We start from the raw sequence: 26,251 nt of genomic DNA, 5'->3' as shown, positions 1-26,251 counted from the left end.
ATGAAAAAATATAAAACAGTGTACGACCATTATCGCAACGCGATCTTGGACGGCTATTTGAAAAAGGGCGACGCGCTGCCAAGCATTCGCAAGGCGTGCGACCAGTTCCAGTGTTCGCAGACGACGATTGAGCACGCGTACGAGCAGCTCGTTTTGGATGGCTATATCGAAGCCATCGAAAAAGTCGGCTACCGTGTCCGGCTGGAAGAGGCACAAATCAAGCTGCACCGCGAAATGGAGGCGGCGCCGGACAAAGCGAAAGAGGACTTGTACGACCTCGATTTCAGGCCGCGCTCGGTCGCCATCCAGACAAGCGACGTCCAGACCTGGAAGCGGTACATCCGCCAGACGTTTGAAAACGAGGTCATGAACACGTACGGGGATCCGCAAGGCGAATTCGTGCTGCGGCAGGCGCTGTCGTTGTACGCGTATAAAAACCGCGGCGTCATGTGCCGGACGGAGCAAGTGCTGGTCGGCCCGAACTACCAGACGTTGCTGTTTGTGCTCTGCGGCATGTTTGACGTGCCTGGCGTTGTCGGGATGGAAAAACCGTTTCATCCGCAGGCGCACCGCGTATTTGAATCGTATGGCTGGGAAGTGCGCGAGGTGGAGCTCGTGGACGACGCGGATTTGTCGGAAATCGACATGCTGTATGTGAACAGCTCGTCGACGGGTCCGAAAAAGGAGCCGTTGAGCGCCTCGCTGCGGGATTATTTGCTGGAGCAAGCCGATTTGCACGATTTTCTCATTATCGAAGACGACTACAATGGCGAGCTGACGTATCGTTCCCGGTCGCGCCGGGCGATGTATGGCAGCGATACGAACGACCGCGTCATTTACTGCGGCTCGTTTTCGCGATTACTGCTTCCGTCGGTTCGAATCAGCTACCTGGTGCTCAACGAAATGTGGACGCAGTATTATTTGTCGCATAAAACCGAGTATGGACCGATGGCGTCCAAGCTCGAGCAGCTCGCGTTTGCCAGCTACATCGCGGACGGCCATCTGGAGCGGCATGTCCGTAAGCTGAAACGGGACTATCGGGAAAAGTCGCTGCGGATGGAACAGGCGCTGGCGCAGCATGGCTTCTCGTTCTTTTTAAACGAGGCTTATTTGTCGTATGTCGTCCAGGTCGACGCCGACCCGCGTAAACTGAGCGAGGAAGCGGAAAAGGCGGATATCGGCTTGCTGCCGATGGAAAACGGGACGGTGGAGTTGTCTTTCGCCTCCATCGAGCAGGAAAACATCGCGGCCGCGGTTTCCCGGTTCGCCAATTTGGTTCGATTGTCAAAAAATGAGCTTTGATCGGCTGATCAAGGCTTTTTTCGTGAAAAAGACCTGCCATGGATTTCGGTTTCGTGATAAAATAGAGAAAATGAAAGGGTTTTCACGGTGAGAATATGACGACTAGAAGGGCAGGGTTGCTGCTACCTATGTTTTCTGTTCCCGCGAATCAAGGAATTGGTGATTTTGGCCAAAAAACGATTCGTATGATCGACGAGATCGCAGATGCGGGTTATACAATTTGGCAGATCCTACCGCTTTATGCCACTGGGGTGTCCCATTCTCCTTACAAGACGTTGTCGAGTTTCGCGGGCGATTCGATCTACATCAACATAGATCGGCTGAGTGAGATGGGACTTTTGACGCAAAGCTCCATCGTCAACTGCAACAAGTTCAAAGATTACGTCAATTACGACGAGGTCCGCGCGTTTAAGGAATCGTATTTTCGAAAAGCGTTCCGGACATTCCGAAAAAACTTTGAAACGTACAAGGTGGAATTTGATCAGTTTGTGAAAGAGGCGTTTTGGCTCAAGGACTGGTGCGTGTACGCGCTGTTCAAGTCGTTGTACGGCAACGTGGCGTGGATCGACTGGGAAGAGGAATATCGCGATTATCCGCTCGATCCATCCAACGTGGATTTGAAGGAGCATGAAAACGAGCTGTTTTACCACGCGTTTTTGCAGTTTATTTTTTATCGGCAGCTCGGTGAAATCGTCGCCTACGCCCGCAAAAGAGGGGTGCAGCTCATGAACGACATGCCGTTTTATGTCGACTACGACAGCGCGGATGTCTGGATGGCGCGCTCCCAGTTTTTGCTGCATCCCGACGGCCGGCCTGCCTTTGTGGGCGGCTGCCCGCCGGACGACCATGTACCGTCCGGGCAGTGCTGGGACATGCCGCTGTATGATTTTGACGCTCAAAGCAAAACCGGCTACGCGCTGTGGCTGGATCGGGCGCGCTGGATGGCGCGCTGGTTCCAAATCATCCGCATCGACCATTTCCGTGCCTTCGACCGGTACTGGCGCCTGCCGGGATTCGCCAAAGATCCAAGACATGGCAAGTGGATGCCGGGACCGGGAGCCGGCCTGCTTGGCGCGATCGTGGAATCGTGCCCCGATGTAAAGTGGGTCGCCGAGGATCTGGGCGAACCGCGCCCGGAAGTCGAGGAACTCGAAACAATGTTTTCCATTTTGGGTACCGAGATTCTGGTGGACCGGCTGGAGGCGAAAAGCCTGAAAAAGCCCGTCAAGAAAAATGTCATTTTGTATACGGGAACGTACGACAGTCCGACAGCCGAGGAGGAATACGGTGCGTTTGAGGGCAACAAGCGCATCAGCTTGCGCCGCTTTTTCAAGAAACGAGGCTATACGACCCGCAGCTTCCACGACATGCTTTGCCAGTACGCCCTCGATTCCGAGGCGGACGTCGTGATTTTGCCGATTCAGGACGTGTGCGGATACAAAGGACAGGCGCGGATCAACATCGCGATGACGCTGGACGAGAAAAACTGGACGTGGAAGCTGAAAGACTTTAAGACGTTTCCCGCCGAATTGATGAAAACAAAAGCGTGGATCGAGAAATCCGGACGATAGAAGGAAGCGTGCGTGCTTCCTTTTTTTCGTGAAATCCGGACTTTTGTTTCGGTGTGTTGAAAGCTATAATGGAAAGCATGAATAAGGAGGAAGGGAATATGGAGCATGGGATGGATATGACAAAAGGCGATCCGGTCCGGCTGATTTTGGCGTTTGGGACTCCGCTTTTGTTTGGAAACATTTTGCAGCAGCTGTACAACTTTGTGGATACGGTCGTGGTCGGACGCGGCGTAGGCATCGACGCGCTGGCCGCGGTCGGAACGACGGGATCCATTCATTTTCTCGTGCTGGGCTTTGTGATGGGCATGGCGCAGGGCGTGTCGATTTTGGTTTCCCAGTATTTTGGCGCCAAAGACGTAAACCGGCTGAAACGCGCGGTGACGATGTCCGCGTACATCAATTTGCTGGTGGGGATCGGAATGAGCGTCGCCTCGGTGGCCGGCAGCCGGTGGATGCTGGAATGGATGAACACGCCGCCCGAGATTTTGGATATGGCCGTCGTCTATATTCAGCGGATCTTTTGCGGCATCCTGATTTCGCTGGCTTACAATTTCTTTTCGGGCATTTTGCGGGCTTTGGGCGACGCGCGCAATCCGCTGATCGCGATGGTCATCGCCTTTTTCATCAACACGATTTTGGATGTGGTGTTCGTGATGGGGCTTGATATGGGCGTGGCAGGCGCGGCGTACGCGACCGTTCTTGCGCAAGGCGTCAGCGCCCTGTATTGTCTGGTTTGTTTGCGAAAAGTGGAAGTTTTGCGTTTGAAGGCGGCCGACTGGCGGATGGACGGGCGGCTGCTTGCCCGCTCGTTTGCCTTGAGCCTGCCAGTGGCGCTCATGAACGCCGTAACGGCGGTGGGCGTCATGGTGCTGCAAGCGGCCATCAACGGGTTTGGGGCACTGTATGTCGCCGGCTACACGGCGGCTTCGAAAATCATTGTCATCCTGGAGCAAATCAGCAGCACGTTTGGATTCGCGACTGCCACCTACGTCGGGCAAAATATGGGCGCGGGGCTGCCGGAACGCATTCGTGCCGGCGTATGGAAAATCAATATGGCGGTGCTCGTCATGAACGCCTTCAGCGCGTTGGTCATGCTGCTGGGCGGCCGGTTTTTGCTTGGGTTGATGGTTTCGAGCGCGCAGCAAGACGTGGTGGACATCGCGTACCACTGCCTCGTATTCCTTTCGTGCTTTTTGGTCGCGCTCGGCGTTTTGTGGGTCGTCCGCTGTTCGCTGCAGGCGATGGGCGATACGGTGTTTCCGATGCTTTCGGGATTTCTGGAGTTTGGTTCCCGGGTGTTTTTCGTCTGGTTGTTCCCGCGCTTTTTTGGCTTTGACGGGGTGCTGGGCAGCGAGGTGTCGGCCTGGATTGGCGCGGCCGTTTTTTTGGGGATCGTGTTTGGATACCGGATGCGCTATTTCCGGCACGAAAGGGCAATCATTCAGGAAGCGTAACGTCTGGTTGCATGTCAACTGCTTTTTGTCCTCCGAAAAATTATAATAGAAATAGATCTTAAGAGAGAGATCATTGAACATAAAGGAGGATTTTTATGTCTGGACTTGGAACTGGAACCAAAATCGGATATATCGTGATTGGCATCATTTCGTGCATCGCGGGGATCTGGTTGTTTATGTACCCGGCCGTGGAGGAGCAGGTGCTCGGCATGGTCATGGGCTGGTTAATGATTTTTTACGGAATCATGGCGATTGTCAGTTATTTTTCGGCGGATGCGTTAAAGCCGATTTTCCGCTTCAATATTTGGTTTGGGATCTTGCTGATCGTGTTTGGCATCGTTTTGCTGACGAACATTCACGGCACGATGAATTTCCTTGGTATTTTGGTTGGCATCTTCCTGCTGTGCGACGCCGCGCTGCGGTGCTGGCTGGCGTTCGAACTGAAAAACACCGGCGTGAAGGGCTGGGGATTCATTCTCCTGTTCGCCATTTTAATGGCGATCGTCGCGTTCTTCTTCCTGTTTAACCCGGGATCGAGCGGATACTTGCTGACGGTTTTGATTGGCGCGATGTTCCTGACGCAAGGCATTACCGATGTCAGTGTTGGCATCTTCGCCATGTAAAAACGAAAAAAAGATCTGGAAACGGATCTTTTTTGTTTGGAGCCATTGAAGGGAAGGCGGGAGCACGATATAATAAAAAAATAAAGGAGAGGAGAAATCCTTTTTTTTTGAAAGCGAGGCGATGATTTTGAAAATCGAACACAATGTTTTGCTCAAATCGTACACGACGCTAGGAATCGGCGGGCCGGCCGATACGATCGTCCATCCGGAAACGATTGAGGAAATCCGCGATTTGATTCGGGAAAATTCGATTGAGCAGCTATATATTTTAGGCAACGGGTCGAACGTGTTGTTCGGCGACGAAGGATACGCAGGGAAAATCGTGCACATTGGCGCGCCGCTGAACGCGATCGAATGGCTGGAAAATGGACTGGTCGCGGTGGAAAGCGGAGCCACCAACCAGGAGCTGGCGGCGTTTTGTCAGAAACACGGCCTGCAGGGGTACGAGTTCGCCAGCGGGATCCCGGGAACCGTAGGCGGGGCCATTGTCATGAACGCGGGCGCGTACAACGGGGAAACCAAAAACGTGCTCGATGGCGTGGAGTACGTGGACGCGGCGGGCGAGCTCGTGTACCGGCATCGGGACGAGCTGGACTTGTCGTACCGGCATTCGTTTTTTTCGGATCACTTTGGCGTGATCGTCAAAGCGTACTACCGGTTTGAAAACGGCGATCCAGAAGAAATTCAGGCGCGCATCGACGATTTGACCGAGCGACGCTACGCCAAGCAGCCGATGGACCAGCATAGCGCGGGCAGCACCTTCAAGCGGCCGGAAGGCCATTTCGCATCCGCCCTGATCGACCAGAGCGGCTTGCGTGGCTATGCGGTCGGGGACGCGGCGGTTTCCGAAAAGCACACGGGTTTTCTCATCAACAAAGGAAACGCGAGCGCCGAAGAGTTTTTGCGGCTCATCGAGGCGGTGCGCCAGAAAGTGCATGACGACCATGGCGTGTGGCTTGAATGCGAAGTGAAGCAAGTGCCTTCGGGGCGCAAGTAGTCGGGCGGATGTCCGGCTTTTTATTTTAAAATGTATTCAAATCGTTTGGACACAGATAAATCCATGGCTGATATAGGCAACTTTATAGCATTGCTTTGGAGATATTTTCTTGATGAATAAAGTCGTGTCATGATGAAAAGAAATTGGAATCAATCATGTAGTAAATGTGACGTCCATTTCTTTGCCTTTTTACAAGACCAGTATCCATCAGTCGTTTAATTGCAATAAGAGCTCCTTGTGATGTATTGATAGAATCCACAGAAGTAACAATATCTTTCGTTGTGATCGTTCCGTTTCGAAGGAGAAATTCGATGATTTCTTGGTCTGTGGCGTTGAGCGAAAGCCCAAGAATTTCAGGAGCTTGAATTTTTGCTTTCTTAAAGTCGGTATTTAAAATATAAAATGTCCAACGGTTTTTGCTACTTTGGATTAGAAAATTCTTATCTACAAGATTTTGCAAAAGTTTACCAATTTCAGTGGGATGCATGTGGAATACAGATTGAAGTCGATGATTTGATACACTTTTTTCTTGTTGAGTAATCATTAAAATTGTTTGTTCCTCTTTGCTAAGTTGTTGATAGGTTTCACCAAAAATCTGCTTTAATTGTTTAGAACACTCATTCGGGATGAAGGACACCATCCAAAGACGAAGGTCGATTCTCCTGGATTCAGTGTCTTCATATAAATCGGGTTCACGCCATTTCTCATTTTCCCAGGCTTTTAAAATCGTAGGAAATCCAGAACCAATATTTTCACCTAAACCAATCATGCGGAACAATGCTTGAATTCTCGGGTTTCGAGCGTAAGAGTGTCCTCCTTCATAAATTGCTTTAGCGGGAATCATTAGATTTCCAGGATTAGAGAAGATAAAACCATCATCTTGTTTTTCGATTTTAAGAATACCATGACTATGGTAATCACTATGCACTAGCATATTAACAAAAGCTTCTCGAAGAGCCGTATGGACAAGAGTAGTGTCAACACGGACAATTCCTTCCATAGAAAAAGGTCTTTTTAAGTCTTGGACGAGTTTTGGCATTACTCGGCGAAAAAAATTATAGAGGTTATTTTCCCAACTTCCATCATATGTTATGCGGTCGCTCCATCTGCTTTCTGGAGCTAAATTGGTGTAATCAAGATAATCCATGCGGATATTATCAAAACGCTCACGAATAGAAAGACCTTTACCAAACATAAGCAAGCCAGCTACAGTTAGACCTTCTTTTTGCGTTTTGCGGTCTTTTCCATAAGCCCCTAAATTTCGTAAAAATTCTTTATCGTCACTACTATTCCAAATTTGATCTGGATTTTGTCGTTCGTATTCGATTCGATAAGCTTTTAGAGTCGGAATGTCGATATCATCTATTGTATATCCTTCTAAAATCATTCCGTCACTTCCACTCGATGAAGCGTCTCGAAGCATTGCTTTTACTTCTTGTTCGGTACAATGATAATCGCCTTCATGGTTGCGTTTGTAGCTTCCTCTTAATGGATTCTCATTTATGTATACGGGTTTATGTTGATAATTTGCCTCAGGTACTTGTATCCAGATAATCGAAGCATTTTCAATTTGTTCAATACCAACATTTTTGTCAAATAAAATATTGACACTGACTTTGTTACTATTGATTGTATCCCAAAAATCTTTAACGCGTTGGTTTGGATTTTGGATTCCTGTTATTTCAAATCGGTCTTTTATATTTTTTGCATGCATGTTTTCCTTGATGCCTAGCAAAATAGTTCCTCCTGATGTGTTTGCGAAGGAAGAATATGTTTCCCAAACAGATTTTGGTACAGTATTTGATCCTTCTTTGCATTCAAGATTTACATGTTCGCCATATTGGAGCAGGTCTTTGATTTCTTGACTTGTCATAAGATCCTTCTTTCTGTTTATTTTAATTATATAATAACACAACAGAGCAATCGGACAGAACAACTAAACAGCCAAACAACCCAACAAAACAGCCCAAAAGAACAACTAAACAGCTAAATACCCCAACAAAACAACTCAAAAGAACAACTAAACGGCCAAATATCCCAATAAAACAACTCGATAGAACAACTGCTCAACTTCGTCAACAATTGATTGAACGAGCAAGGGCTTCTCACAAAGATGCATCGTTCTTGAAAGAAAGGAAATTGAAGGTCCTTCGATTTCATTTCTCTCGATCAGGCTTTATCCAAAATACCTTCGAACATGCGTTTGTAGGATAAGCGGCAATCATATTTTGGGCATGAAAAAAGACCCCGGAGGGTCATGTTCGCTATTTTTCGCCAAGCTTGCTGGCGGCGAACCAGCCAAGGGCGAAGGTCAGAATTCCAACGAGAAGCTGGATGATGGTGAATGTGGACCAGTCCGTATTCAGCAAGATCGCGATCGGGCTGGCGACGACAAGGCCGATAATGGCCCAGTACGTTTGCACTTCGAAGCGGGCGAACAGCCATTCGACCAGCTTGGCGATGGCGAAGACGCCAACGACGATTCCCAAGCCAAATGGGATCAGGACGCCAAAGCATTGCAGCAGGCCACCCAAATCAAAATGAATGAGCGAGTCGATCGTCGTGTTGATTGTCGACAAGATCGGTTCGTAATAGCCAAGGCACATGAGCATCATGCTGCCGCTCACGCCCGGAATGACCATGGTCGCGGCCGCGATGACGCCGACAAGAAACAGCAACACCACGTTGACGACGCCAAAGCTTAAATCGGCGCGCAGTCCCGACGTTTCGGAAACGACGGCCATCGCGATGACTAAGACGAAAAAGAGCAGACAAGGAATCGCCATGCTGAGGTTGAATCCTTTATTTTTGACTTTCGCGGTAATGAAAGGCAGACCGCCCAAAATCAAACCGCAAAAGGCGAGGTTTGTCGGGATGGGATACGTTCCCAGCAAAAACTCGAATAAGCGCGAGAGGGCGACGATCGCGATTCCGATGCCGATAAAGATCGGGATCAGGAAGCGCATGCTTTTCTTAAACTGGCTTGCAAGGTGGGTGATGGATTCGATCAGTTTGTCATAGATCCCCATCGCGACCATCATCGTGCCGCCGCTCACACCAGGAATGATGTTGGCGATCCCGATAATGATTCCTTCCAATATTTCTTTGATCATTTCGTTCTCCTTTTGACATTTTCCAAAAAAGTATACCACAAAATCAATTTTCATCATGTAAAATGTATGCGAATATTGCCGGAATGCGCGAATTTGAACTTTGCGTAAAACATCGTGAATATCCCGGAGCGAATGAGATGAAATCCGGAATCCGGTTCGGTATAATGCGTCCATGGAAAAAGGAGAAGCGTGGAAAGGAGAGTGCCAATGGTTATCGTATCCCCTAAAAAAGACCGCTTTCGCGCGGCGAATATGAAAGATGTGAAAAAGAATAAGATCATCCACGACGCGGCCGGAAACCCGTACCGGATTCTCGAGGTCGTCTTCAACGTCGAGTCGTGGAGCATGCTGATTCAAAACATGGATCGGCGCAAGACGAAAAACATCCCGTGCGAGCGAATCAGTCAGTACCGGGTACGCGAAATCGGATAAGCAACACCAGACGTCTTCGGGCGTCTTTTTTTATTTTGGCGGGAGCAGATCGCTGAAATTTGTTTTGAGAAGAGCCGGCTTTTCCGTATGCGCATGCTCTAGCAAAAAAACCATATAAAATGGCAAATACAGAACGTTTCCTTGACGGCGGACATTTCCTTTGCAAAAAACGATTCCTTCTTCGATTTTCCATTCCGGATTGGCGAGCGCGCGGTCGAGCGAAGGATGCTTTGTAAAATCATTCCCGGATTTGATTTCCAAAGTCGTGATTTTCTGCCTGTTTTGGATCACGAAATCCAATTCACCGATCTTTTTGGAATCGAAATAATACAACGGGAACCGGTTGGAGGTGAGCGACTGGGCAAAGACGTTTTCCAAAAGCGAACCATGATTGATCTGCACGTTTCCCTGCAAAACGTCAAACTGGATCTCGTCTAACGACATCGCGCAAAGCAATCCGGTATCGCAAAAATACAGCTTGAATAAATTTCGCTTTAAATTTAAATCGAGCGGAATGACAGGCGCGGTGCAGTTATAGCACGGCAAAGCCACGCCGGCCTCGCTTAACCACAGAAAGCTGCTTTCGAAATGGATGGAACGCGCGTTTTTGGCGATATGTGAAAGCTTGAACCGGTTGTTTTTGGCATTCAGCTGGGAAGGGATCTGATCCAGCACATCGCGGATCTTTGGCTTGTCGGTATTCGGCGCGTATTGGGCAATATCCTGACGATACAGCGCCAGCAAGTCGTGTTGAATGTGCGTGACTTCGGAAATATCACCCGAATCAATAAAAGCCTGCACGACTTTCGGCATTCCGCCAACGACCATATACGTACGGAAAAGCTTGATCAATGTATCGTGAATGCTGGCACTGACTTCCGTTTCATTGCGAAACGCCTGTTGAATATAGGAAATCGTCGCTTCGGGAATTTGATGGGCCCACAAAAACTCTTCAAAATCCAAAGGATACATGCGCACGATTTGTTCAAATCCGACCGGATAGGAACGGACTTCGCGAAACCGAACGCCCAGCATGGATCCCGTTTCGATATAATCGCACCGGCCATCCAGGACGAGCGTTTTGATGTGCGTGCGCGCGGCAGGGCACGCCTCGACCTCGTCAAAGAGGACCAATGTATGGCCGGGGATGATTCTTTGGCGTGTATAGGCGGATAAGTTGCGCAAAATGTCCTCGGCCCGGTCCACATGTTCGAAAATCTTGCCGGCGTCCTCCTGCAGCAAAAAGTTCACCTCGATCGTCTGCTGATAGTGCGTCCTGCCAAATTCTTTGGCAATCGTGGTTTTTCCGGTTTGACGAGCACCCATGATGCAGAGCGCGACTCCCTCGTTTCGCTCTTTCCAGGCTTCCAAAACCGCCATCATTTTTCGTTTCAGCACCGCTTATCACCTCTTCACGTTTATTTTAACGTTTTTCTTCACGCTTTTCTATAAAAAATCAATCGAAAATTCACGTTTTTCCTCACGTTTTTCTATATGCTTTTTTCTTCCATAACAGTTCGCATTCATACCGACGACTCCTGATCGGCAATATCAACCGCCACGATTTTCGTTTCAGCACCGCTTCTTGCCGCTTCACGTTTTCTTTTTGCGGTTTCAACCGAAACCGCACGCAAAAGTATTGTATTCCTAAACTTTTCGTTTATAATATGTTTGTTTGTTTAAATGAATTTTAAGTTTAACAATATTAAACAAAAGGAGAGATGAGGAAACAGGAAATGGATATCGGGACCAAGATCAAACAGCTTCGTCTTGTCAACGACTTGACGCTGGAGGAGCTCGCTTCCCGCTCCGAGCTGACGAAGGGCTTTTTGTCGCAAGTCGAACGAAACTTGACAAGCCCGAGCATTTCGTCGCTGGAGGACATTTTGGAAGCGCTCGGGACGAATCTGTCTGAATTTTTTCAAGAGGAGCCGGACGAGAAAGTCGTGTTCACGAAGGACGACTTTTTTGTCGACGAAAGGGAGGATCACACGATTGAGTGGATCGTGCCTAACGCGCAGAAAAACGCCATGGAGCCAATTTTGCTGACGCTGCCGCCCCACGGCCGCTCGCAGACGATGACCTCCTACAACGGGGAGGAGTTTGGCTACGTACTCAAAGGCGTCGTCGATCTCGTAATCGAAAACAAGCGCTACCGCGTCAAAGCGAAAGAGACATTTTATGTGGATGGCAGCCGCAGCCATACGCTGGTCAATCCGGGCGCCAAGGAGGCGCAGGTGCTGTGGATCACAACGCCGCCTATGTTTTAGAAAGGACGTTTCGAATGGATCAGGAAAAAAAGAAAATTATTCAGTTTAAAAACATCGTCAAGAAGTTTGACGACCAGATCATATTGAAAGGAATCGACCTCGATATTTACGAAAACGAGTTCGTCACCCTGCTTGGCCCGTCGGGCTGCGGCAAGACGACGCTGCTTCGTATTTTGGGCGGGTTTCTCGAACCCGACAAAGGCGAAGTCATCGTCGATGGCAAGGACATTTCCAAGCTGCCGCCATACAAGCGCGAGCTCAACACCGTGTTTCAAAAATACGCGCTGTTTCCGAACATGAACGTGTTCGACAACATCGCGTTTGGTTTGAAAATCAAAAAGATGAGTAAGGACGTCATCGAGCAAAAAGTCATGAAGATGCTCAAGCTCATTGGACTGGAAGGCTACGAAAACAAAGACGTGACGCTCATGTCGGGCGGCCAGCAGCAGCGGGTCGCGATCGCCAGGGCGCTCGTCAACGAGCCAAGCGTGCTGCTGCTTGACGAGCCGCTCAGCGCCCTCGACCTCAAGCTGCGCAAGGAAATGCAGTACGAGCTCAAGCGCATCCAGCAGGAAGTCGGCATCACGTTCATCTTCGTCACTCACGACCAGGAGGAGGCGCTGACGATGTCCGACAAAATCGTCGTCATGAAGGAAGGCGAGATCCAGCAGGTCGGCACGCCGCAGGATATTTACAACGAGCCGGTCAACCGCTATGTCGCCCGCTTTATCGGCGAGTCCAACATCATTCCGGGCCGGATGATTCACGACAAGCTCGTGCGCTTCGACGACCACAACTTCGAGTGCGTCGACGTCGGCTACAAGGAAAACGAGCTTGTGGACGTCATCATTCGTCCCGAGGACATCGACATCGTGCCTGAAGGCCAGGGAAAAATGTCGGGGACGGTCGAGAGCGTGCTGTTCAAAGGCGTGCACTACGAAGTCATGGTGGAAACCGTGCCGGGCACGCACGTCACGGTCAACATGCACGTCAACAAAGTGGGCGCCAACGTCAAAGAGGAAGGCGACGTGCGGATCTCCGCCAACGACTTCTACCTCGATATCGAAGATATGAAAGACTGGGACGATTCCGATTTGATCGCCCGCGCCGACGCGCAGGCGTGGTCGAAAGAAACGGACGAGTATTTTCCGATTCAAAAGGTCGATACCGATCTTAAGGACGAAATTGGCGAATACGAAATCACGTTCCATACGGTGAATGGCTTGTCGATTACGCGGCGCGTGTGGGTCGTGGACCAGAAAGTCGTCGAAAACAAGAAGGCCAACGAAGCCGTTTCGGCGTTCAACTTCTTTAAGACCGTGGACGAGATCAAGGAATCCATGGCGCTGGACACCGATTTAAAGACGTGGGCCAATGCGCAAGGCTGGAAGCTTGACGACGAGAACGAAACGGTCGACCTTTCCGTCGACTACAACTTCGATCCGGAACACATCAAGGAAGGCATCTACAAGGTGACGTTCTGGACGACGGGCCGCGAGTTCAAGATCCATACGACTGATTTTGTGGAGGAAGGTAAAGAGGTCGGACTGACGTTCTTCCCGGAAGACATCCATATTATGGAGAAGATGGGATTCTAATGCGGCGGTTTCGACAACTCACCATTCCGTATTTGATTTGGGCGGTCGTCATGTTGCTCATTCCGATGGGGCTGATTTTAATGTATTCGTTTTTACGGCCCGGCAACTCGATCATCCACTTTCAATTAACGCTGGAAAACTATATTCGTTTCTTTACCGATCAGGACTTTTTGATCATTTTATGGCGCTCGCTGCTGATTGCGCTCAAAACGACGGTCATCTGTTTGCTGCTCGGCTATCCGATCGCCTATTTTATCTCGCGTTGCTCGGAAAAAACGCAATCGGCGCTCATTCTGGCGATTACCGTCCCGATGTGGATCAACATGCTCGTGCGCACGTACGCGTGGATCGGCATCCTGTCCAAAGGCGGACTCGCCTCGTGGTTTTTGTCGCTGTTTGGCGTGAAAAACGCCGAGCTGCTGTATACGGAGGCGGCCGTTTTGATTGGCATGGTGTACAACTTTTTGCCGTTCATGATTTTGCAGATCAACACGGTGCTGTCCAAAATGGACAAGTCGCTGCTGGAAGCGAGCGCCGATCTTGGCGCCAACAAGTTCCAGACGTTTTGGCGCGTCGTGTTCCCGCTTTCGCTGCCAGGCGTCGTGTCGGGTATCACGCTCGTGTTTTTGCCGGCGGTTTCGGCGTTCTTCATTCCGAAGCTGCTGGGCGGCGGCCAGTACTTCCTCATTGGAAACGTCATCGAGAACCAGTTCATCACGGTAGGTGAGTGGAACTTTGGCTCCGCGATCTCGATGATCATGGCGTTTGTCATGATGCTCCTTATGATGCTCGTGCGTCGTCTGGACCGCAAGAGCGGCCGGGAGGATTCGTAATGCACACGAAAGACAAGAAGGTTTTCGGCAAGGCGCTCATGGCGCTGACTATCGTGTTCTTTTATTTGCCTATCGTGTTCATGGTTATCTTCTCGTTTAACGACAGCAAGTCGCTGACGGCGTTTACGGGCTTCTCGATGCGCTGGTACGAGGCGATGTTCAAAAACCACAGCATGATGGAATCATTGTATGTGACGCTCATCATCGCGGTCATCGCGACGATTGTCAGCACGATCGTGGGCACGATCACGGCCATCGGCCTCGTGTATTCGAAAAAATGGGTGAAGCGCTTCATCCAGCAAGTCAACGACTTGCCGATGATGAACCCGGAAATCGTGACGGCCATCGGCTTGATGCTGTTGTTTATTACGTTCCAAATCGAGCGCGGCTTTACAACGCTGCTCATGGCGCACATCGCGTTTTGCATCCCGTACGTCATGCTTTCGGTCATGCCGAAGCTGCGCAGCCTGGACCCGAACCTGGCGGACGCGGCGATGGATCTGGGCGCGACGCCGTGGCAGGCGCTGACGAAAGTCATCGTGCCGCAAATCATGCCGGGCATCGTTTCGGGTGCCTTGATCGCGTTTACGATGTCGTTTGACGACTTTATCATTTCGTACTTTACGACCGGGCAGGGCGTGAAAAACTTGTCGATCATGGTGTATACGATGAGCAAGCGGGTCAATCCGAGCATCAACGCCATTAGTACGCTTGTCGTCGTGTTTATCACGATCAGCTTGCTCATTGCTAACATCATTCCCGTCATGCGTCAGAAAATACGGAAAAAGGAAGTGGCGGAAAGCGGCGCGTTCAAGCAGCCGAAAAAAGGACCGAAAATCGTCATCGGCCTGCTCATCGCGGCGCTGGCGATCGGGTTGTTCTCGTATAAAAAGGCGGCGGACGACAACAAGCCGTTTGCCGGCCAGACGCTGCACGTGTACAACTGGGGCGAGTACGTCGGGGAAAACTTCTTATCGAATTTCGAGGAGCAAACCGGCGCCAAAGTCGTGATGGACAACTTCGACTCCAACGAGCAGATGTACATCAAGGTGGCCAACAACGAGTCGTACGACGTGCTTGTGCCAAGCGACTACATGATCCAGCGTTTGATTTTGGAGGATTTGCTCCAGCCACTTGATCGTGAAAAAATCCAGCCGTCCCTCGACTTGCTCGATCCAAATGTGCTTGACCAGCCGTTTGATCCGGGCAACCAGTATTCTGTGCCGTATTTCTGGGGCAGCGTGGGTATCGTGTACGACAAGCGCAAAGTCGACGTGAAAGACCTCGAAGAGGAAGGGTTCAACATTTTCCTCGATCCGAAATACAAAGGGGATCTTTACTTGTACGATTCGGAGCGTGACTCGTTCATGATGGCGCTCAAGGCGCTGGGCTACTCGATGAATACCGAGAATCCGGACGAGATCCAGGCGGCGTACAACTGGCTGCTGCAATGCGTGCAGACGATGAATCCGGAAATCGTGACGGACGAGATCATCGACAACATGGCGCAGGGACGCAAGGCGCTTGGCCTCATTTATTCGGGCGACGCCACGTATGTCATGAGCGAAAATGAGAATATGGGCTATTTTATGCCGACACAAGGCTCCAACTTGTGGAGCGACGGCATGGTCATTCCGAAAAACGCGAAAAATGTCGATTTGGCGTACGCGTTTATCAACTACACGTGCCAGTACGAGGCGGCGTACGACAACTCGAGCTACGTAGGCTACACGGCGTCCAACATGGAGGCGCAGGACGAGCTGGCGGAAGGCGAATACGCGGGCATCGACTCGTACGTGCCGCGTTCGGGCAATCCGAAAGACGAGGTGTTCACGTACAACGAGAACACGCGCAAAACGATCGCGGATCTGTGGTCGCGGGTGAAGATCGCGGCCAGCAACGCGACGGAATAAGCGAAAAATGTTCATGGAGAAGACGGTTTAAAACGCGCCTTCTCTTTTTTTTGCGAAAGAAGCGAGAAAAACGACATGCGCGTGTCCCAGTTGTTTTCTTCCTGTGGTACGATAGTTTACAAGGAGATGTTGTTATGAAATATGAATGGCGAAAACAAAAGAAAACCGAATACGGAGCGAAAACGTCCCCGTCGCTCGTGAATGTTTTGCCAACAAACTATATTTTGATAGACGGGAAGGGAAATCCCAACGAGGCGGATTTTTCGAATCGCGTGTCTGTTTTGTATGCGTGGGCGTACGCGATCAAAAAGGCGTACAAGGAAGCGCCGCTTTCCGACGTGTTCGACGATTTTACCGTGTTTCCGCTCGAGGGCGTCTGGTCAAACGGCATGGAGGACGGAAAGCTTGTCAAAGACCATTTGGCGTATACGATCATGATCGCGCAGCCCGATTTTGTCGACGAGAAACTGGCGCAAGCCGCGCTGGCGCGGGTGAAGGAGAAAAAGCCGAGTCCGCTTTGGGAAAACGTGCGGTTTGGCGCCATGGCGGATGGGCCGTGCGTGCAGGTGCTGCATGTGGGATCGTACGACGACGAGCCGGCTTCTTTCGCGAAAATGGATGCGTTCACGCGGGACAATCATTTGGAGCGGGCGCAAGCCGCGCATCGTGAAATTTACTTGAGCAACGCGAACCGGGTGGAACCGGCCAAACGGAAAACGATTTTGCGGTATGCGGTAAAATAAGAAAGAAATGGAGAAAGAGGAAGATGAAAAACTGGAAAAAGGCGGTGTTGTTTGACTTGGACGGCACGTTGTGGGATTCGACGGCGAGCGTGATTTTGGCGTGGAACGAGGTGCTGGCGCGCTATCCGGACACGCGGCCGGTTTCGCAGGAGGAAATGAAGCGCGTGATGGGGTTTTCCATGGATCAAATTGGCGACAAGTTGTTTCCGTATTTGCCAGAGGCGCGTCGCGAGGCCATCCTGCGCGCTTGCGAGCTGCATGAAAACGAGTATATCCGCCAGCATGGCGGCGTGCTGTTCGACGGGGTGCGGCCTTTGCTGGAAAAGCTTCATGATCAATACGGAATCGGGATCGTATCGAATTGCCAGGCCGGCTATATCGAGGCGTTTCTGGAGCATTACGGGTTGCAAGATGTCGTGGATTGGACGCGGTCGTTTGGCGACTTCCGCAAGGAAAAGGCGGAAAACATTCGGGATGTGATGGTGGAAAACGGCATTGAGCAGGCCGTGTACGTGGGCGACATTGCCAACGATTTTCTTTCGGCCAGGCAGGCGGGTGTGCCCTTCGTGCTGGCGGGATACGGGTTCGCGCCATTTGAATACGAGCCAACGGCGCGCACGGTGGCGGATATCGAAGCGCGGGTGGACGAAGTCTTGCAGGCACATTGATTTCTTTGAAAACTTTCGTGCCGTACAATAAGAAAAAAGGAGGCGGGCGTATGGCACATTTTTTTAAGACGCTTGGCGAGGATTTTAAAAAAGCCATGAACGAGATGGACGAGGAAATGAGTCCGGACGATGTGAAGAAGAAGGATGACGCGGCTCTTCAAAGCGCGATCGAGGCGATTTTGGCGGATCCGAATATCGCGAAGCTGGATTTGAACGCGAAGGACGCGCTCAAGGCCCAGCTGGAAGAACGGATGCAAAAAATCGTCGATCAAAGCTTTCAGGATGGTTTTTCCTGCGGATACATGAATGGCAGCATGGTGAGCGACGAGGAAGGCTTCGAGTAAAAGCGAAGCCTTTTTTGCGCTTTGGTTTCTTGAAATGGCGGGGGATCCTCGATATAATGGGCGCGATTGTTCGTGGGATACGAAGGACAGGAGTGACGCGATGAAAACAACGGAAAAGAAGCCGGAACGGCAAATCCATTTTGATTTGCTGCGGATTTTGGCGTGCTTTATGGTGGTGGTGCTGCACGCGGCTTCGCGCTTTTTTGACACGACGCCGGTGGAAGCGGAAAACTGGATGGCGTACAACGCCTACGACGCGCTCGTTCGTTCGGCGGTCCCGCTGTTTGTGATGCTGAGCGGCGTGTTTTTCCTCGCGCCGGAGCGGCGAATTTCGCTGCGAAAGCTGTATCGAAAATCCATTGGCCGGATCGCGCTGGCGTATGTGGTTTGGTCGGCGGTGTATACGGTTTATGACGTGTGGACGGGGGCCGTGGCGTGCCAGCCGCTGTATGTGTTGCAGGCGTGGATCGCGGGACCGAAGCATTTGTGGTACATTCCGATGCTGATTGGCTTGTATGTGATTTCCCCGCTGCTTAAAAAGATAACCGAGCGCGCCGATCGGGATTTGATTCGGTATGGAATCGTCGTGTTTTTGGTGGCGGCCATCGTCAAGACGCTGAAGGCGTGCCCGTTTTTGCCGGGCGCGCAAACGATTGTTTTGCTGGCCGACCAAATTCCGACGGAGCTCGTGCTGTTGTATTCCAGCTACTTTTTGCTCGGGTGGTTTTTGACGCGCTGCTCGTTTTCCAAAACCCAAAAGCGAATTCTTTATGGGGCGGGCGCGCTTTGTCCGGTGGTGTGCGCTTTATTGACAGCGCTCGTTTCCCGGCAAAACGGTGAGGCGTATGCGGACCTCTACAACAATTTCACGATTTTCACAGCGCTGGAGGCGGTCGCGGTATTTGTGTTTTTCAAAGATTTCGCGCCTTCGGTTTCGGCGCGGATGAAGGCGTGGATCCATGTCCTATCCCAATGCACGCTGGGCATTTATTTGACGCACATTCTCGTGCTGCGGATCCTGGCTTCGCAAATGGATTTGCAGGCGGTCGCCGGGATCTGGATGGTGCCGTCGGTTTCGGTCGTCGTTTTCGCGCTTTCTTTTGTTTTGACTTGGAGTTTGCGGAAAATCAAAGGAGTTCGGGCCTTGTTGTGAGGGACCCGTTTTTTTATTTTTTGTACAAATTCCTGTTGTGAGCTGTAAAAATGTGCAATATAATCAAAATTCTGATATACTGTGGGCAATAGAGAGGGGATTGACATGGAACTATCCTGGTTTTCCATGGGAATCGCGGGACTGGAAGCTGCGATTTTGATCGGCTTGCTCGCTGTGCTTCTTAGTCGAAAGGAACATTATCGGTATGTTCGCGGCGGCCTGATTCAAGGATTTCTTGTTGTGATTTTCCTTCGGCTTTGGCTGCCTTGGACCTTTTGGGATGGACGGGAATTTTTTTCTCCTGCTTGTCAAAGTCTGGTCGGTTGGATATGGCTGGCGGGAATGATGGTGCAAGGCGTTCGATACGCGATCGTTTCGATTCAGCAAAGGGCATGGCTTCGGCATCTGCGAACGTTGTATCCGCTTCAAAGGATTGCGGGGTGTCCCTATCCGGTACGGATGGGCGAGCGAATCGAAGAGCCAGGCGTTATGGGATGGGAAAAAACGATTTATTTGCCGGACTTGCACTGGGAGCCTATGGAGCTTCGCTGCGTTTTACTTCATGAAAGCGCGCACCTGGATCATCGGGATTTGTGGTGGTTGCGATTTGGAAACGGATTGCGTATCGTGTACTGGTGGTGTCCGTGGATGGGGCGTCTAGGCGCACACCTGGAGTTTTTTTTAGAAACCCGTGTGGATCAAAAGGTGGCATCCAGCCTAGCGCCGGACGAGTATTTGATTTACGCCCAAGTTCTTCTGGGGATGGAAAAGAAGCTTCGTAAGAGTAGTGCGCGAGGAAAAGCGCAGCAAATGTCATCGTATTTGTGGGGACTTCGCATGGAGCAAAGGTTAAAACGCGTGCTGACGGCTGGATCGCTGGCGCTGGTGCTGACACTGGCTTTTGGATTTCAAGGATTGGAATCTCCCGCTTTTGACGCGTATTGGGTGGCGCGAGCCGATGGCACAATGTGGTTGATTGAAAATGGAAAAGTCAAAGAAAGAAAACCGGCGGAACGGTTTTTCGAGCAGGAAAGCGATTTGCCTATCGTTTGGGAGAGAGAAAGAGGTGGATGAGAATGAGAAGGATCTTGACGAAAATGGAGTTTGAAGTGATGAGTGTGTTGTGGGAAGGCGAGGGACCGATGTCCTCGACAGATATTATCATGGCCGCTCCGATTGAATTTAAGCAAAGCACGGTGCAAGCCGTTTTGCGGACGCTGCTAAAAGAAGGATGGATCCAGATTGGCGGCGTTTCGATTCATACGAAAGTGCCGGCGCGCGAATTTGTGCCGGTCATCACGAACGAGGAATACGTGCAGTCGATGCTGGGGAAAAAGAGCGGATTTTCCATGGCGTCGCATCTGATTGAAAAAACAGAAGATGTGGAGGAGCTAGAAAAACTGGAAGGAATGATTCAGGCTCGCTTAAAAGCAAAGCGATGATTTCTGTTTTCTGGATGGTTGCCGGGATTTGGATCGTGGGATGCGTTGCGCAGTTGATTCGTTTGGGCATTTACTGGTATCGGCGGGTCGTGGTGCTTCGCTATCGGGATTTATGGCCGGAAGCGGAGAAAAAGAATATGGACTTGCTCAAAAGAAAGAGCTGGTTTTCGTTTCGCATGCTTCGTTCGATTGTGTTTTGGTGGATGTGGAATCAGGAAAAGCCGGGATTTTTTCTCGGCTTTACGACGTTTGAGTCGCAGTTGTTTGTCAATCGCCTTTATTTTTATTTAGAAGGGGAGCAGCATCGGCGAAGCTCGCCTCTTGTGCTTGGCGGAATTGGCTGTCTTGTTTTTGTGATGGCAGCCGCTTTCTCATGTTTACAGGGGATGGATCGCGAAAAAGAATGGTCTCGCTACTATTTGAAGCGGGACGATGCGACATATAGTTTAGTTGAGAATGGGAAAATCGTGCAGGAGCGGGTAAAGAAGCGGGATCTTTCTTTGCCCGTTGTTGTGGAAGAAGGAGAATAAGAATGAGAAAGGGAATGATTGCGACGGTTTTATGCCTTGCTTTGAGCGGATGTGTGGCGAAGCCGGATTCAATTTCTTTATCGGCAGAAAAAGAGAAAATTCAAGTCAAGGAGCCTTTGGAAATCGTGGTGAGCAGTTCGCGATCGTTATCGGCGGACGCGTTTGAACCCATCGAAGATGCGCAAATCGTGGAGCAGAATGGACGGTTTTACTTTGAGGCGTTCGAAAATGGTGTTTATTCGATTGTCGCACGACAAAATCAGATAGTAAGCAACGCACTCATTGTCGATGTCGGCTATCATGATCCAAAGCCGGAGGAGTACGAATTGGAGCCGGTGCCGGATGAGGAGCGTCCAAAAACGCTGGATGCGGGCTGGGTGCTGGCGGACCCGGCGGCTTATGTCGACCGGCAAATTACTGTTTTGGCTTCTTTGCCGCAAGTCGTGATGCGGGATGAAAACGGACAGCCATATGCGGTGGCTTTGCCTGCGGATGGAAACGAGGAGCATGGATTGTTGCGCTTGTCGGGCGAGCCGCTTTCGTTTGGTGGATGCTTGGCGGAGCTGGATGGCGTTTTGGAACAGCGAGAGGATGGCACGTATGAATTGTATGTGGTGGAAGCGCGGATGGTTTTGGATGGCGCGGCGCGCAATACAACGGAACAATAGAGCGGAAACGCTCTTTTTTCGTATAAATAGAAAGAAGCCCGCTAAACAGCGGGCTGGAGAGAAACGGAATGACGAACCCCCTTCGTCATTTTCACAAAAATTCGATGGTTAACTATGTGCGGATTCGTCCGATACTTCCTCGAAGCTGGTTACGTTGAACACGTATTGATCGTTGCCGATTTTCTGCTTTTCAAGCGTGCCGGTTAGTTCGGCGATACATCCGCCAATCGTGACATTGGCCCCTTCAAGACGAAGCCGGTCGCTTGGATCGTTGATATCGCTACCGCCGCTTGTCGGGTAAATGATTTCGTATGGGTTGTTGTTGGCGTCGTAAGCGGCGGTTTGTGGCAACGCGCCAATGATCGTGATCGACTGGCCGACATAATCGTCCGGATCGCTTAAGATCGTGGCGACGTCAATCGCGTCTGGCGAGGCTTCGCCAGGGTTTTGCGTTTGTGTTTGTGTGGAAGCAGAGCTGCCCGCGTTTGAGGAGGAAGAGGCAGTATTGTCTGTGCTCGTCGTCGCATCGTTGCTGGTCGTCTGGGAATCGTCCGTTGCCGGCGCGCTGCTTGTTGTCTGGTCGGTATCGGCTGCTGCAACCAGTTCGCTTTCTTCAGCAACGACAGTGATGGTGATCGTGTTGCTTGTTACGTTGCCCTGTTTGGCGGAAATCGTGTAGGTTCCCGCGTCGGAGGCGGAAAATTCGGCATTGTCTTTTGTCACTTTGACATTTCCTCCAGAACAAGTGAAGTCTTTATCGGTTAATTGAATAGTTGCCGGATCGGTTTTGATATGGATATCGGTGTCGGTGTCGACAAGAACTTTGTCGGCTTCCGGATCCAGCTGAATGGTTTTTAAAGTTTCGGTTTTTTTGCTGGTTGCTGAACAGCCTGCCAAAAGGATGAGCGAGCATACCGCGAAAAAGCTAATTATTTTTTTCATAAAATGCCTCCAATGTTATCTTCAATATAATTCATTTTGGAAAAAGCGCAAAGAAATATGACCAACATAATACAAAATATAAGTGTTGCCTGTGCGAAAAAAAGACTTTGCGTAAGCAAAGTCGAAGAAAGTTTATTGAACTTGGGCGTAGCTGGTGACATCCAGCGCGTAAGAGCCATCGTCTTGCTTTTCCAGTGTTCCTGTCAGCTGCGCTGGAACGGAATGGATTCCGACTGGATAGCCAATAAGCTTCATGCCATCCAGTGAAGTGCCTTTGTCGTTCAACGTTCCGACAACGGTCACGTCCTGTCCGGCGTATTTGTCGGGATCTTTTGTGAGGTCGGATGCGCTGAGTGCGTCGGCGTCGGCCTTTGGTGGAATGTAAGGCTGGTCGTCATCCTGGCTGTCGCTTGTCGACTGGGACTGGCTTATGCCCGCATTGCTCGAAGACGAGCTGGTTGTGCTGGAGCTTGGCGTTGTTGTTGTCGAGCTGCTGCTTTCTGTCTGGGACGAGCTGCTTGTGTTGTCGGAAACGTTGACGTTGATGTCCGTTTCGGATTGGGAAACATTCGCTTCGCTGTTTGCGCTTGTGTCGGTCTTTGGTTTTGTATCCGGCACTTTGACTTTGGCGAGTTCTGTTTGCTGCTCGACCACGGTAATTTTAATGGTGTTGCTTGTGATACCGTCTTTTTTCGCTGTAATAGTGTAGGTTCCCGGTTTGGAAGCGGAGAATTCCGCGTTGTCTTTGTTGACTTCCACGTTGCCGCCAAGGGTTGAAAAATCCGAATCGGTGAGCTGCACGTTTTCAGGATCGGTGACGATCGCGATATCCGTATTGGTATCCACAAGAACTTTGTTCGCTTCTGGATTGAGCTGAATGCTGGTCAGCTCTTTTTTATTTCCGCATCCGGCGCAGAGGACAAGTCCGCCCGCCAGAAAGAGTCCAATGATTTTTTTCATACTATCCTCCATTGTTTCTTTTAATAATCATAAGATGTTTTGCGGGAAATTCAAAGGGTCGTGCCTATTTACTCAACTTGGGTATGGTCTTTCCACGCTTCTAAAAATTCAGGCTTGTATTTTCTTGACAGTGGAAGGGTTTGCTTGTTTAGTAAGGTGATTTCGTTTTTTTCAATTTTTAAAATCGCATCCAGTCGAACGTAGATGGATTTAAAGCATTGGGCGAATCCGGTATTTCTCAGTTTCTTCATCCAAACATGAAGCGGGTAAGGCGTTTTAATTTTTTGACCGGAGCAAAGAATCATGTATGTCGTTTTCCGTTGAAATTCAAAATATAAAATGTCATGCAGCGCGATGCGCGTGCTTGAAACGGACGGATCGTAAAAAGAAAGATGGTTTTGAAACGAGTGGATCAAGGCGGGTTTCAAAGCCTTTTCAAATTGCGAAAAAGAGGTGGAGTCGATCATATAGTAAGTGGCTTGTGTCAAGTATCCCTGCCGGAGCTTGGCACCGTTTTTTGAATTCAGGACGATCAGACAGTCTTTGTTGGTGTGCTTGATTTGCATGCCAGTTTCAATCGCTTTTGGATCGTGGTCGATATCGAGAAACAACAGCTGGACTTGGTGACGCACGGCCATAAGGGAAGCGCGGTCCAAAAGAATATGAATCTCGCAAGGAAAATGAAGCTGATGGAAAAGCTGGGCGACAAAGTGTTTGGTGTTTTCTGCGCGTACGATGTCCTGATCGAAAATCGCAATGTAAATGTTCATGATGACCTCCGGTTATAAATCGTAAAAACAGTGGGTGAATTTCATGCCTTGGATTATAGGAGCACTCTGGATAGGGTTCAAGTGTTTTCATAGAAAAGGCGTCCGAAAACGGAAGAAAGATAACAGTATTGAATTAGATTACGACTGGATAAAAAATAAAAATGTGTAACTTATCCATAAAAACGGCATCTTATTCCGCTCCCATTGAAAACAACAATGATAGTCTATAAAATGTAAAAAAGAACAGATAGAATTATCTTATGAAAAAGGTAATAAAGGCATGACTTGTCTTTTATAAAAAAGCGAGCATAAAAAATACGATAAGAATGGCCGTTTTTTTAAAAGAAAAAGCAAAGCAGCTGTCAAATAAATGATAAAACAAAATAACTTATCTATCAAATAAAAATATTGTTTAATTTTTGTTGAAATAGGCAATCGTTACATGTATAATGAAAGCGATTACAGGGGGAATGATATATGAAAACAATCACAAAAGCATTGGCGCTCTGCCTTGGCCTCGCGTTGACGGTCGGATGCGCAAGCGCGCCAAAAGAGGAACCAAAGAAAGAAGCGGAAAAGAAACTGGAAAAGATCGAATTGACGGCCGCGAAAACGGAAGTCGATGTGGATGAGGAACTGGAAATCACGGTGAACGCCACACCAAAGAACTTTACGATCCAAACGGAGTCGTTCGCGGCCATGAATGGGGCGAACATTACGATGAAAGACAAAAAGTATGTCTTTAAAGCGTCCAAAGCCGGCGACTACGCCGTGCAGGCCAAACAGGACGCCATCGACAGCAACGTTTTGAAAATCAAAGTGGTGGAGGAAGAACAGCCGGAAAAAGAAGACCAGTCCGCAAAACAGCCGGAAACCGAAACCGTTTCCGACGAAAAGGCGGCGGAAAGCGCGGTAGGCTACAACGGCTATCCGCACAACAATCCAAACTGGAACGCCGACGAGGAACAAGTTGTTGTTGGCGGCGATGGCACACCACACAACGGGCCGGCAAGTGTTGACTGGGTGTTAGAGAATGTAGATCAATATTTGGTTCCCAATCAGGAAACATGGGTAACTGGAAACGTACCGCAGGCTTTGAAAGAAGATGCGAACGGAAATATGTCCATGGTATTATGGAATGCAGATCAGACGCAATATATTGTCCTTAAAGGATATACAGGAAACGGTGGGCAAGAAGTAACATTGACTGGAACCTTAAGTAAAGATGGAAACGTTTATGTTTTGACCGTACAATAAAGAATGGGAAGACCAATCGTCTTCCTTTTTTTTGTCGGGAAAGATTATTTTTCGTGTTGACGGTCGCTTTTTTGCAACTTATAATAATGATATACCTTTTAAGGGAGAGGAGAGGACTATGGAAATCAAACGTTCCCCGTTTTTCCATGACTGGGAGGCGGGGTTAAAATCGGAGCAGATGGAAACCTCCATCAAGCGGTATCGGGACGCGAAAACATTTTATAAAAGCGTGGATGAAACGCTCGATCCCGACACGATCATGTATTCGGTGCAGTGTCTGACGGACCCGGATATTGTGGGCGGCCATTTGAACTGGGGGATTTCAAAACTGGAACCTGTCACGGTGGATGGCGAATGCAATATGACGCGCGGCCATTTTCATTCGAACCTGGATTGCCAGGAATATTACTGGTGCGCTAAAGGAAGCGGATTGCTGATGCTGATGGATGAAACGGGCACGTGCTGGTGCGAAGCGATGGAGCCGGGCACGTTACATAAAATCGACGGGCACTACGCGCATCGCCTCATCAATACGGGCGACGAGGCGCTCGAAGTCATTTGCGTATGGAACAACGATGCCGGACACGACTACGCGCGCGTGGAGGCGATGCCGTTTCCGGTCCGCGTATTCAAACGCGATGGAAAAATCGAATGGGAAGAATGAAGGA

Annotated in this window: 26 protein-coding genes; 20 read left to right on the top strand and 6 right to left on the bottom strand. The window is 49.9% G+C overall.

Annotated elements, in window-relative coordinates; translation table 11 throughout:
• The 5 genes from E5336_RS00220 (at nt 1) to murB (ending at nt 5,947) form a co-directional block, all read left to right on the top strand.
• The gene (locus E5336_RS00220; protein ID WP_135979081.1) at nt 1–1,302 is read left to right on the top strand and encodes an aminotransferase-like domain-containing protein; all 1,302 of its coding nucleotides are present in this window, start codon (nt 1–3) and stop codon (nt 1,300–1,302) included.
• 95 nt (nt 1,303–1,397) lie between these two features.
• Nucleotides 1,398–2,873, top strand: a complete 1,476-nt coding sequence (malQ, locus tag E5336_RS00215) for a 4-alpha-glucanotransferase (RefSeq protein ID WP_135979080.1) — start codon at nt 1,398–1,400, stop codon at nt 2,871–2,873.
• A 98-nt stretch (nt 2,874–2,971) separates the two neighbouring features.
• Entirely contained in the window at nt 2,972–4,327 is a 1,356-nt protein-coding gene (locus E5336_RS00210) for an MATE family efflux transporter (protein ID WP_168353479.1), read from the top strand.
• Between the two features lie 95 nt (nt 4,328–4,422).
• Nucleotides 4,423–4,950 carry an HdeD family acid-resistance protein gene (locus tag E5336_RS00205; RefSeq protein ID WP_135979078.1) on the top strand — a complete coding sequence of 176 codons (528 nt, stop codon included), beginning with the start codon at nt 4,423–4,425 and terminating at the stop codon, nt 4,948–4,950.
• Nucleotides 4,951–5,071: 121 nt separating this feature from the next.
• Nucleotides 5,072–5,947 carry a UDP-N-acetylmuramate dehydrogenase gene (gene murB / locus E5336_RS00200; RefSeq protein ID WP_135979077.1) on the top strand — a complete coding sequence of 292 codons (876 nt, stop codon included), beginning with the start codon at nt 5,072–5,074 and terminating at the stop codon, nt 5,945–5,947.
• A gap of 127 nt (nt 5,948–6,074) precedes the next feature.
• Here murB and E5336_RS00195 read toward each other — a convergent pair whose 3' ends face one another.
• On the bottom strand, nt 6,075–7,820 hold the full coding sequence (locus tag E5336_RS00195) for an RNA-binding domain-containing protein (RefSeq protein WP_135979076.1): 1,746 nt from the start codon (nt 7,818–7,820) through the stop codon (nt 6,075–6,077).
• A 391-nt stretch (nt 7,821–8,211) separates the two neighbouring features.
• Nucleotides 8,212–9,060 (bottom strand): DUF368 domain-containing protein, encoded by an 849-nt coding sequence (locus E5336_RS00190; RefSeq protein WP_135979075.1) that lies wholly within the window; start codon nt 9,058–9,060, stop codon nt 8,212–8,214.
• Between the two features lie 207 nt (nt 9,061–9,267).
• Here E5336_RS00190 and E5336_RS00185 point away from each other — a divergent pair, with 207 nt between their 5' ends.
• Entirely contained in the window at nt 9,268–9,492 is a 225-nt protein-coding gene (locus E5336_RS00185) for a hypothetical protein (protein WP_135979074.1), read from the top strand.
• Nucleotides 9,493–9,522: 30 nt separating this feature from the next.
• On the opposite strand, the gene E5336_RS00180 is transcribed toward E5336_RS00185, so the two are convergent.
• Nucleotides 9,523–10,890: an ATP-binding protein gene (locus E5336_RS00180; protein WP_135979073.1), complete on the bottom strand. Its 1,368-nt coding sequence runs from the start codon at nt 10,888–10,890 to the stop codon at nt 9,523–9,525.
• Between the two features lie 338 nt (nt 10,891–11,228).
• Between E5336_RS00180 and E5336_RS00175 the strand changes: the two genes are divergently transcribed.
• The 12 genes from E5336_RS00175 (at nt 11,229) to E5336_RS00120 (ending at nt 21,654) form a co-directional block, all read left to right on the top strand.
• Nucleotides 11,229–11,762, top strand: coding sequence for a helix-turn-helix domain-containing protein (locus tag E5336_RS00175; RefSeq protein WP_135979201.1), 534 nt, complete (start codon nt 11,229–11,231; stop codon nt 11,760–11,762).
• Nucleotides 11,763–11,776: 14 nt separating this feature from the next.
• Nucleotides 11,777–13,360, top strand: coding sequence for an ABC transporter ATP-binding protein (locus E5336_RS00170; RefSeq protein ID WP_135979072.1), 1,584 nt, complete (start codon nt 11,777–11,779; stop codon nt 13,358–13,360).
• On the top strand, nt 13,360–14,193 hold the full coding sequence (locus E5336_RS00165) for an ABC transporter permease (protein WP_135979071.1): 834 nt from the start codon (nt 13,360–13,362) through the stop codon (nt 14,191–14,193). The genes E5336_RS00170 and E5336_RS00165 overlap by 1 nt, the downstream gene beginning before the upstream one ends.
• On the top strand, nt 14,193–16,106 hold the full coding sequence (locus tag E5336_RS00160) for an extracellular solute-binding protein (protein ID WP_135979070.1): 1,914 nt from the start codon (nt 14,193–14,195) through the stop codon (nt 16,104–16,106). The genes E5336_RS00165 and E5336_RS00160 overlap by 1 nt, the downstream gene beginning before the upstream one ends.
• Before the next feature lie 134 nt (nt 16,107–16,240).
• Nucleotides 16,241–16,849 carry a GyrI-like domain-containing protein gene (locus E5336_RS00155; RefSeq protein ID WP_135979069.1) on the top strand — a complete coding sequence of 203 codons (609 nt, stop codon included), beginning with the start codon at nt 16,241–16,243 and terminating at the stop codon, nt 16,847–16,849.
• 23 nt (nt 16,850–16,872) lie between these two features.
• Complete coding sequence (locus tag E5336_RS00150) at nt 16,873–17,517, top strand: HAD family hydrolase (RefSeq protein WP_135979068.1); 645 nt, start codon at nt 16,873–16,875, stop codon at nt 17,515–17,517.
• Nucleotides 17,518–17,567: 50 nt separating this feature from the next.
• Entirely contained in the window at nt 17,568–17,861 is a 294-nt protein-coding gene (locus tag E5336_RS00145) for a hypothetical protein (RefSeq protein WP_135979067.1), read from the top strand.
• A 100-nt stretch (nt 17,862–17,961) separates the two neighbouring features.
• Nucleotides 17,962–19,014 carry an acyltransferase gene (locus tag E5336_RS00140; protein ID WP_168353478.1) on the top strand — a complete coding sequence of 351 codons (1,053 nt, stop codon included), beginning with the start codon at nt 17,962–17,964 and terminating at the stop codon, nt 19,012–19,014.
• A gap of 105 nt (nt 19,015–19,119) precedes the next feature.
• Nucleotides 19,120–20,088, top strand: a complete 969-nt coding sequence (locus E5336_RS00135; protein ID WP_135979065.1) for a M56 family metallopeptidase — start codon at nt 19,120–19,122, stop codon at nt 20,086–20,088.
• 2 nt (nt 20,089–20,090) lie between these two features.
• Nucleotides 20,091–20,456 (top strand): BlaI/MecI/CopY family transcriptional regulator, encoded by a 366-nt coding sequence (locus E5336_RS00130; RefSeq protein WP_168353477.1) that lies wholly within the window; start codon nt 20,091–20,093, stop codon nt 20,454–20,456.
• Nucleotides 20,453–20,986 (top strand): hypothetical protein, encoded by a 534-nt coding sequence (locus E5336_RS00125; protein WP_135979063.1) that lies wholly within the window; start codon nt 20,453–20,455, stop codon nt 20,984–20,986. Before E5336_RS00130 ends, E5336_RS00125 begins: the two co-directional genes overlap by 4 nt.
• 2 nt (nt 20,987–20,988) lie before the next feature.
• Nucleotides 20,989–21,654, top strand: coding sequence for a hypothetical protein (locus E5336_RS00120; protein ID WP_135979062.1), 666 nt, complete (start codon nt 20,989–20,991; stop codon nt 21,652–21,654).
• 108 nt (nt 21,655–21,762) lie between these two features.
• Here the strand turns inward: E5336_RS00120 and E5336_RS00115 are convergent, their stop codons facing one another.
• From E5336_RS00115 to E5336_RS00105, 3 genes are all read right to left on the bottom strand, one after another.
• A complete protein-coding gene (locus E5336_RS00115; RefSeq protein ID WP_135979061.1) occupies nt 21,763–22,596 on the bottom strand; it encodes a hypothetical protein in 834 nt (277 codons plus the stop codon).
• A gap of 132 nt (nt 22,597–22,728) precedes the next feature.
• The gene (locus E5336_RS00110) at nt 22,729–23,556 is read right to left on the bottom strand and encodes a hypothetical protein (protein WP_135979060.1); all 828 of its coding nucleotides are present in this window, start codon (nt 23,554–23,556) and stop codon (nt 22,729–22,731) included.
• A 68-nt stretch (nt 23,557–23,624) separates the two neighbouring features.
• Nucleotides 23,625–24,326 carry a LytR/AlgR family response regulator transcription factor gene (locus E5336_RS00105; RefSeq protein WP_135979059.1) on the bottom strand — a complete coding sequence of 234 codons (702 nt, stop codon included), beginning with the start codon at nt 24,324–24,326 and terminating at the stop codon, nt 23,625–23,627.
• 477 nt (nt 24,327–24,803) lie between these two features.
• On the opposite strand from E5336_RS00105, the gene E5336_RS00100 reads away from it, so the two are divergent.
• Both E5336_RS00100 and E5336_RS00095 read left to right on the top strand, forming a co-directional pair.
• Nucleotides 24,804–25,583: a hypothetical protein gene (locus E5336_RS00100; RefSeq protein ID WP_135979058.1), complete on the top strand. Its 780-nt coding sequence runs from the start codon at nt 24,804–24,806 to the stop codon at nt 25,581–25,583.
• 118 nt (nt 25,584–25,701) lie between these two features.
• Nucleotides 25,702–26,247, top strand: coding sequence for a glucose-6-phosphate isomerase family protein (locus E5336_RS00095; RefSeq protein ID WP_135979057.1), 546 nt, complete (start codon nt 25,702–25,704; stop codon nt 26,245–26,247).
• The last annotated feature ends 4 nt before the right edge of the window (nt 26,248–26,251 follow it).

Source organism: Dubosiella muris (assembly GCF_004793885.1).
In the GTDB taxonomy this organism is placed as follows: domain Bacteria; phylum Bacillota_I; class Bacilli_A; order Erysipelotrichales; family Erysipelotrichaceae; genus Dubosiella; species Dubosiella muris.
Note: the sequence above shows the minus strand (reverse complement) of the source record. Positions and strands in the feature narration are given on the sequence as shown.

Coding starts and splice junctions, on each gene's coding strand:
- E5336_RS00140 (WP_168353478.1), top strand. CDS start 17,962: ATGAAAACAACGGAAAAGAAGCCGGAACGGCAAATCCATTTTGATTTG.
- E5336_RS00190 (WP_135979075.1), bottom strand. CDS start 9,060: ATGATCAAAGAAATATTGGAAGGAATCATTATCGGGATCGCCAACATC.
- E5336_RS00110 (WP_135979060.1), bottom strand. CDS start 23,556: ATGAAAAAAATCATTGGACTCTTTCTGGCGGGCGGACTTGTCCTCTGC.
- E5336_RS00130 (WP_168353477.1), top strand. CDS start 20,091: ATGAGAAGGATCTTGACGAAAATGGAGTTTGAAGTGATGAGTGTGTTG.
- E5336_RS00105 (WP_135979059.1), bottom strand. CDS start 24,326: ATGAACATTTACATTGCGATTTTCGATCAGGACATCGTACGCGCAGAA.
- E5336_RS00185 (WP_135979074.1), top strand. CDS start 9,268: ATGGTTATCGTATCCCCTAAAAAAGACCGCTTTCGCGCGGCGAATATG.
- E5336_RS00165 (WP_135979071.1), top strand. CDS start 13,360: ATGCGGCGGTTTCGACAACTCACCATTCCGTATTTGATTTGGGCGGTC.
- E5336_RS00175 (WP_135979201.1), top strand. CDS start 11,229: ATGGATATCGGGACCAAGATCAAACAGCTTCGTCTTGTCAACGACTTG.
- E5336_RS00125 (WP_135979063.1), top strand. CDS start 20,453: ATGATTTCTGTTTTCTGGATGGTTGCCGGGATTTGGATCGTGGGATGC.
- E5336_RS00120 (WP_135979062.1), top strand. CDS start 20,989: ATGAGAAAGGGAATGATTGCGACGGTTTTATGCCTTGCTTTGAGCGGA.
- E5336_RS00170 (WP_135979072.1), top strand. CDS start 11,777: ATGGATCAGGAAAAAAAGAAAATTATTCAGTTTAAAAACATCGTCAAG.
- E5336_RS00155 (WP_135979069.1), top strand. CDS start 16,241: ATGAAATATGAATGGCGAAAACAAAAGAAAACCGAATACGGAGCGAAA.
- E5336_RS00195 (WP_135979076.1), bottom strand. CDS start 7,820: ATGACAAGTCAAGAAATCAAAGACCTGCTCCAATATGGCGAACATGTA.
- murB (WP_135979077.1), top strand. CDS start 5,072: ATGATTTTGAAAATCGAACACAATGTTTTGCTCAAATCGTACACGACG.
- E5336_RS00115 (WP_135979061.1), bottom strand. CDS start 22,596: ATGAAAAAAATAATTAGCTTTTTCGCGGTATGCTCGCTCATCCTTTTG.
- E5336_RS00160 (WP_135979070.1), top strand. CDS start 14,193: ATGCACACGAAAGACAAGAAGGTTTTCGGCAAGGCGCTCATGGCGCTG.
- malQ (WP_135979080.1), top strand. CDS start 1,398: ATGACGACTAGAAGGGCAGGGTTGCTGCTACCTATGTTTTCTGTTCCC.
- E5336_RS00220 (WP_135979081.1), top strand. CDS start 1: ATGAAAAAATATAAAACAGTGTACGACCATTATCGCAACGCGATCTTG.
- E5336_RS00095 (WP_135979057.1), top strand. CDS start 25,702: ATGGAAATCAAACGTTCCCCGTTTTTCCATGACTGGGAGGCGGGGTTA.
- E5336_RS00135 (WP_135979065.1), top strand. CDS start 19,120: ATGGAACTATCCTGGTTTTCCATGGGAATCGCGGGACTGGAAGCTGCG.
- E5336_RS00210 (WP_168353479.1), top strand. CDS start 2,972: ATGGAGCATGGGATGGATATGACAAAAGGCGATCCGGTCCGGCTGATT.
- E5336_RS00150 (WP_135979068.1), top strand. CDS start 16,873: ATGAAAAACTGGAAAAAGGCGGTGTTGTTTGACTTGGACGGCACGTTG.
- E5336_RS00100 (WP_135979058.1), top strand. CDS start 24,804: ATGAAAACAATCACAAAAGCATTGGCGCTCTGCCTTGGCCTCGCGTTG.
- E5336_RS00145 (WP_135979067.1), top strand. CDS start 17,568: ATGGCACATTTTTTTAAGACGCTTGGCGAGGATTTTAAAAAAGCCATG.
- E5336_RS00205 (WP_135979078.1), top strand. CDS start 4,423: ATGTCTGGACTTGGAACTGGAACCAAAATCGGATATATCGTGATTGGC.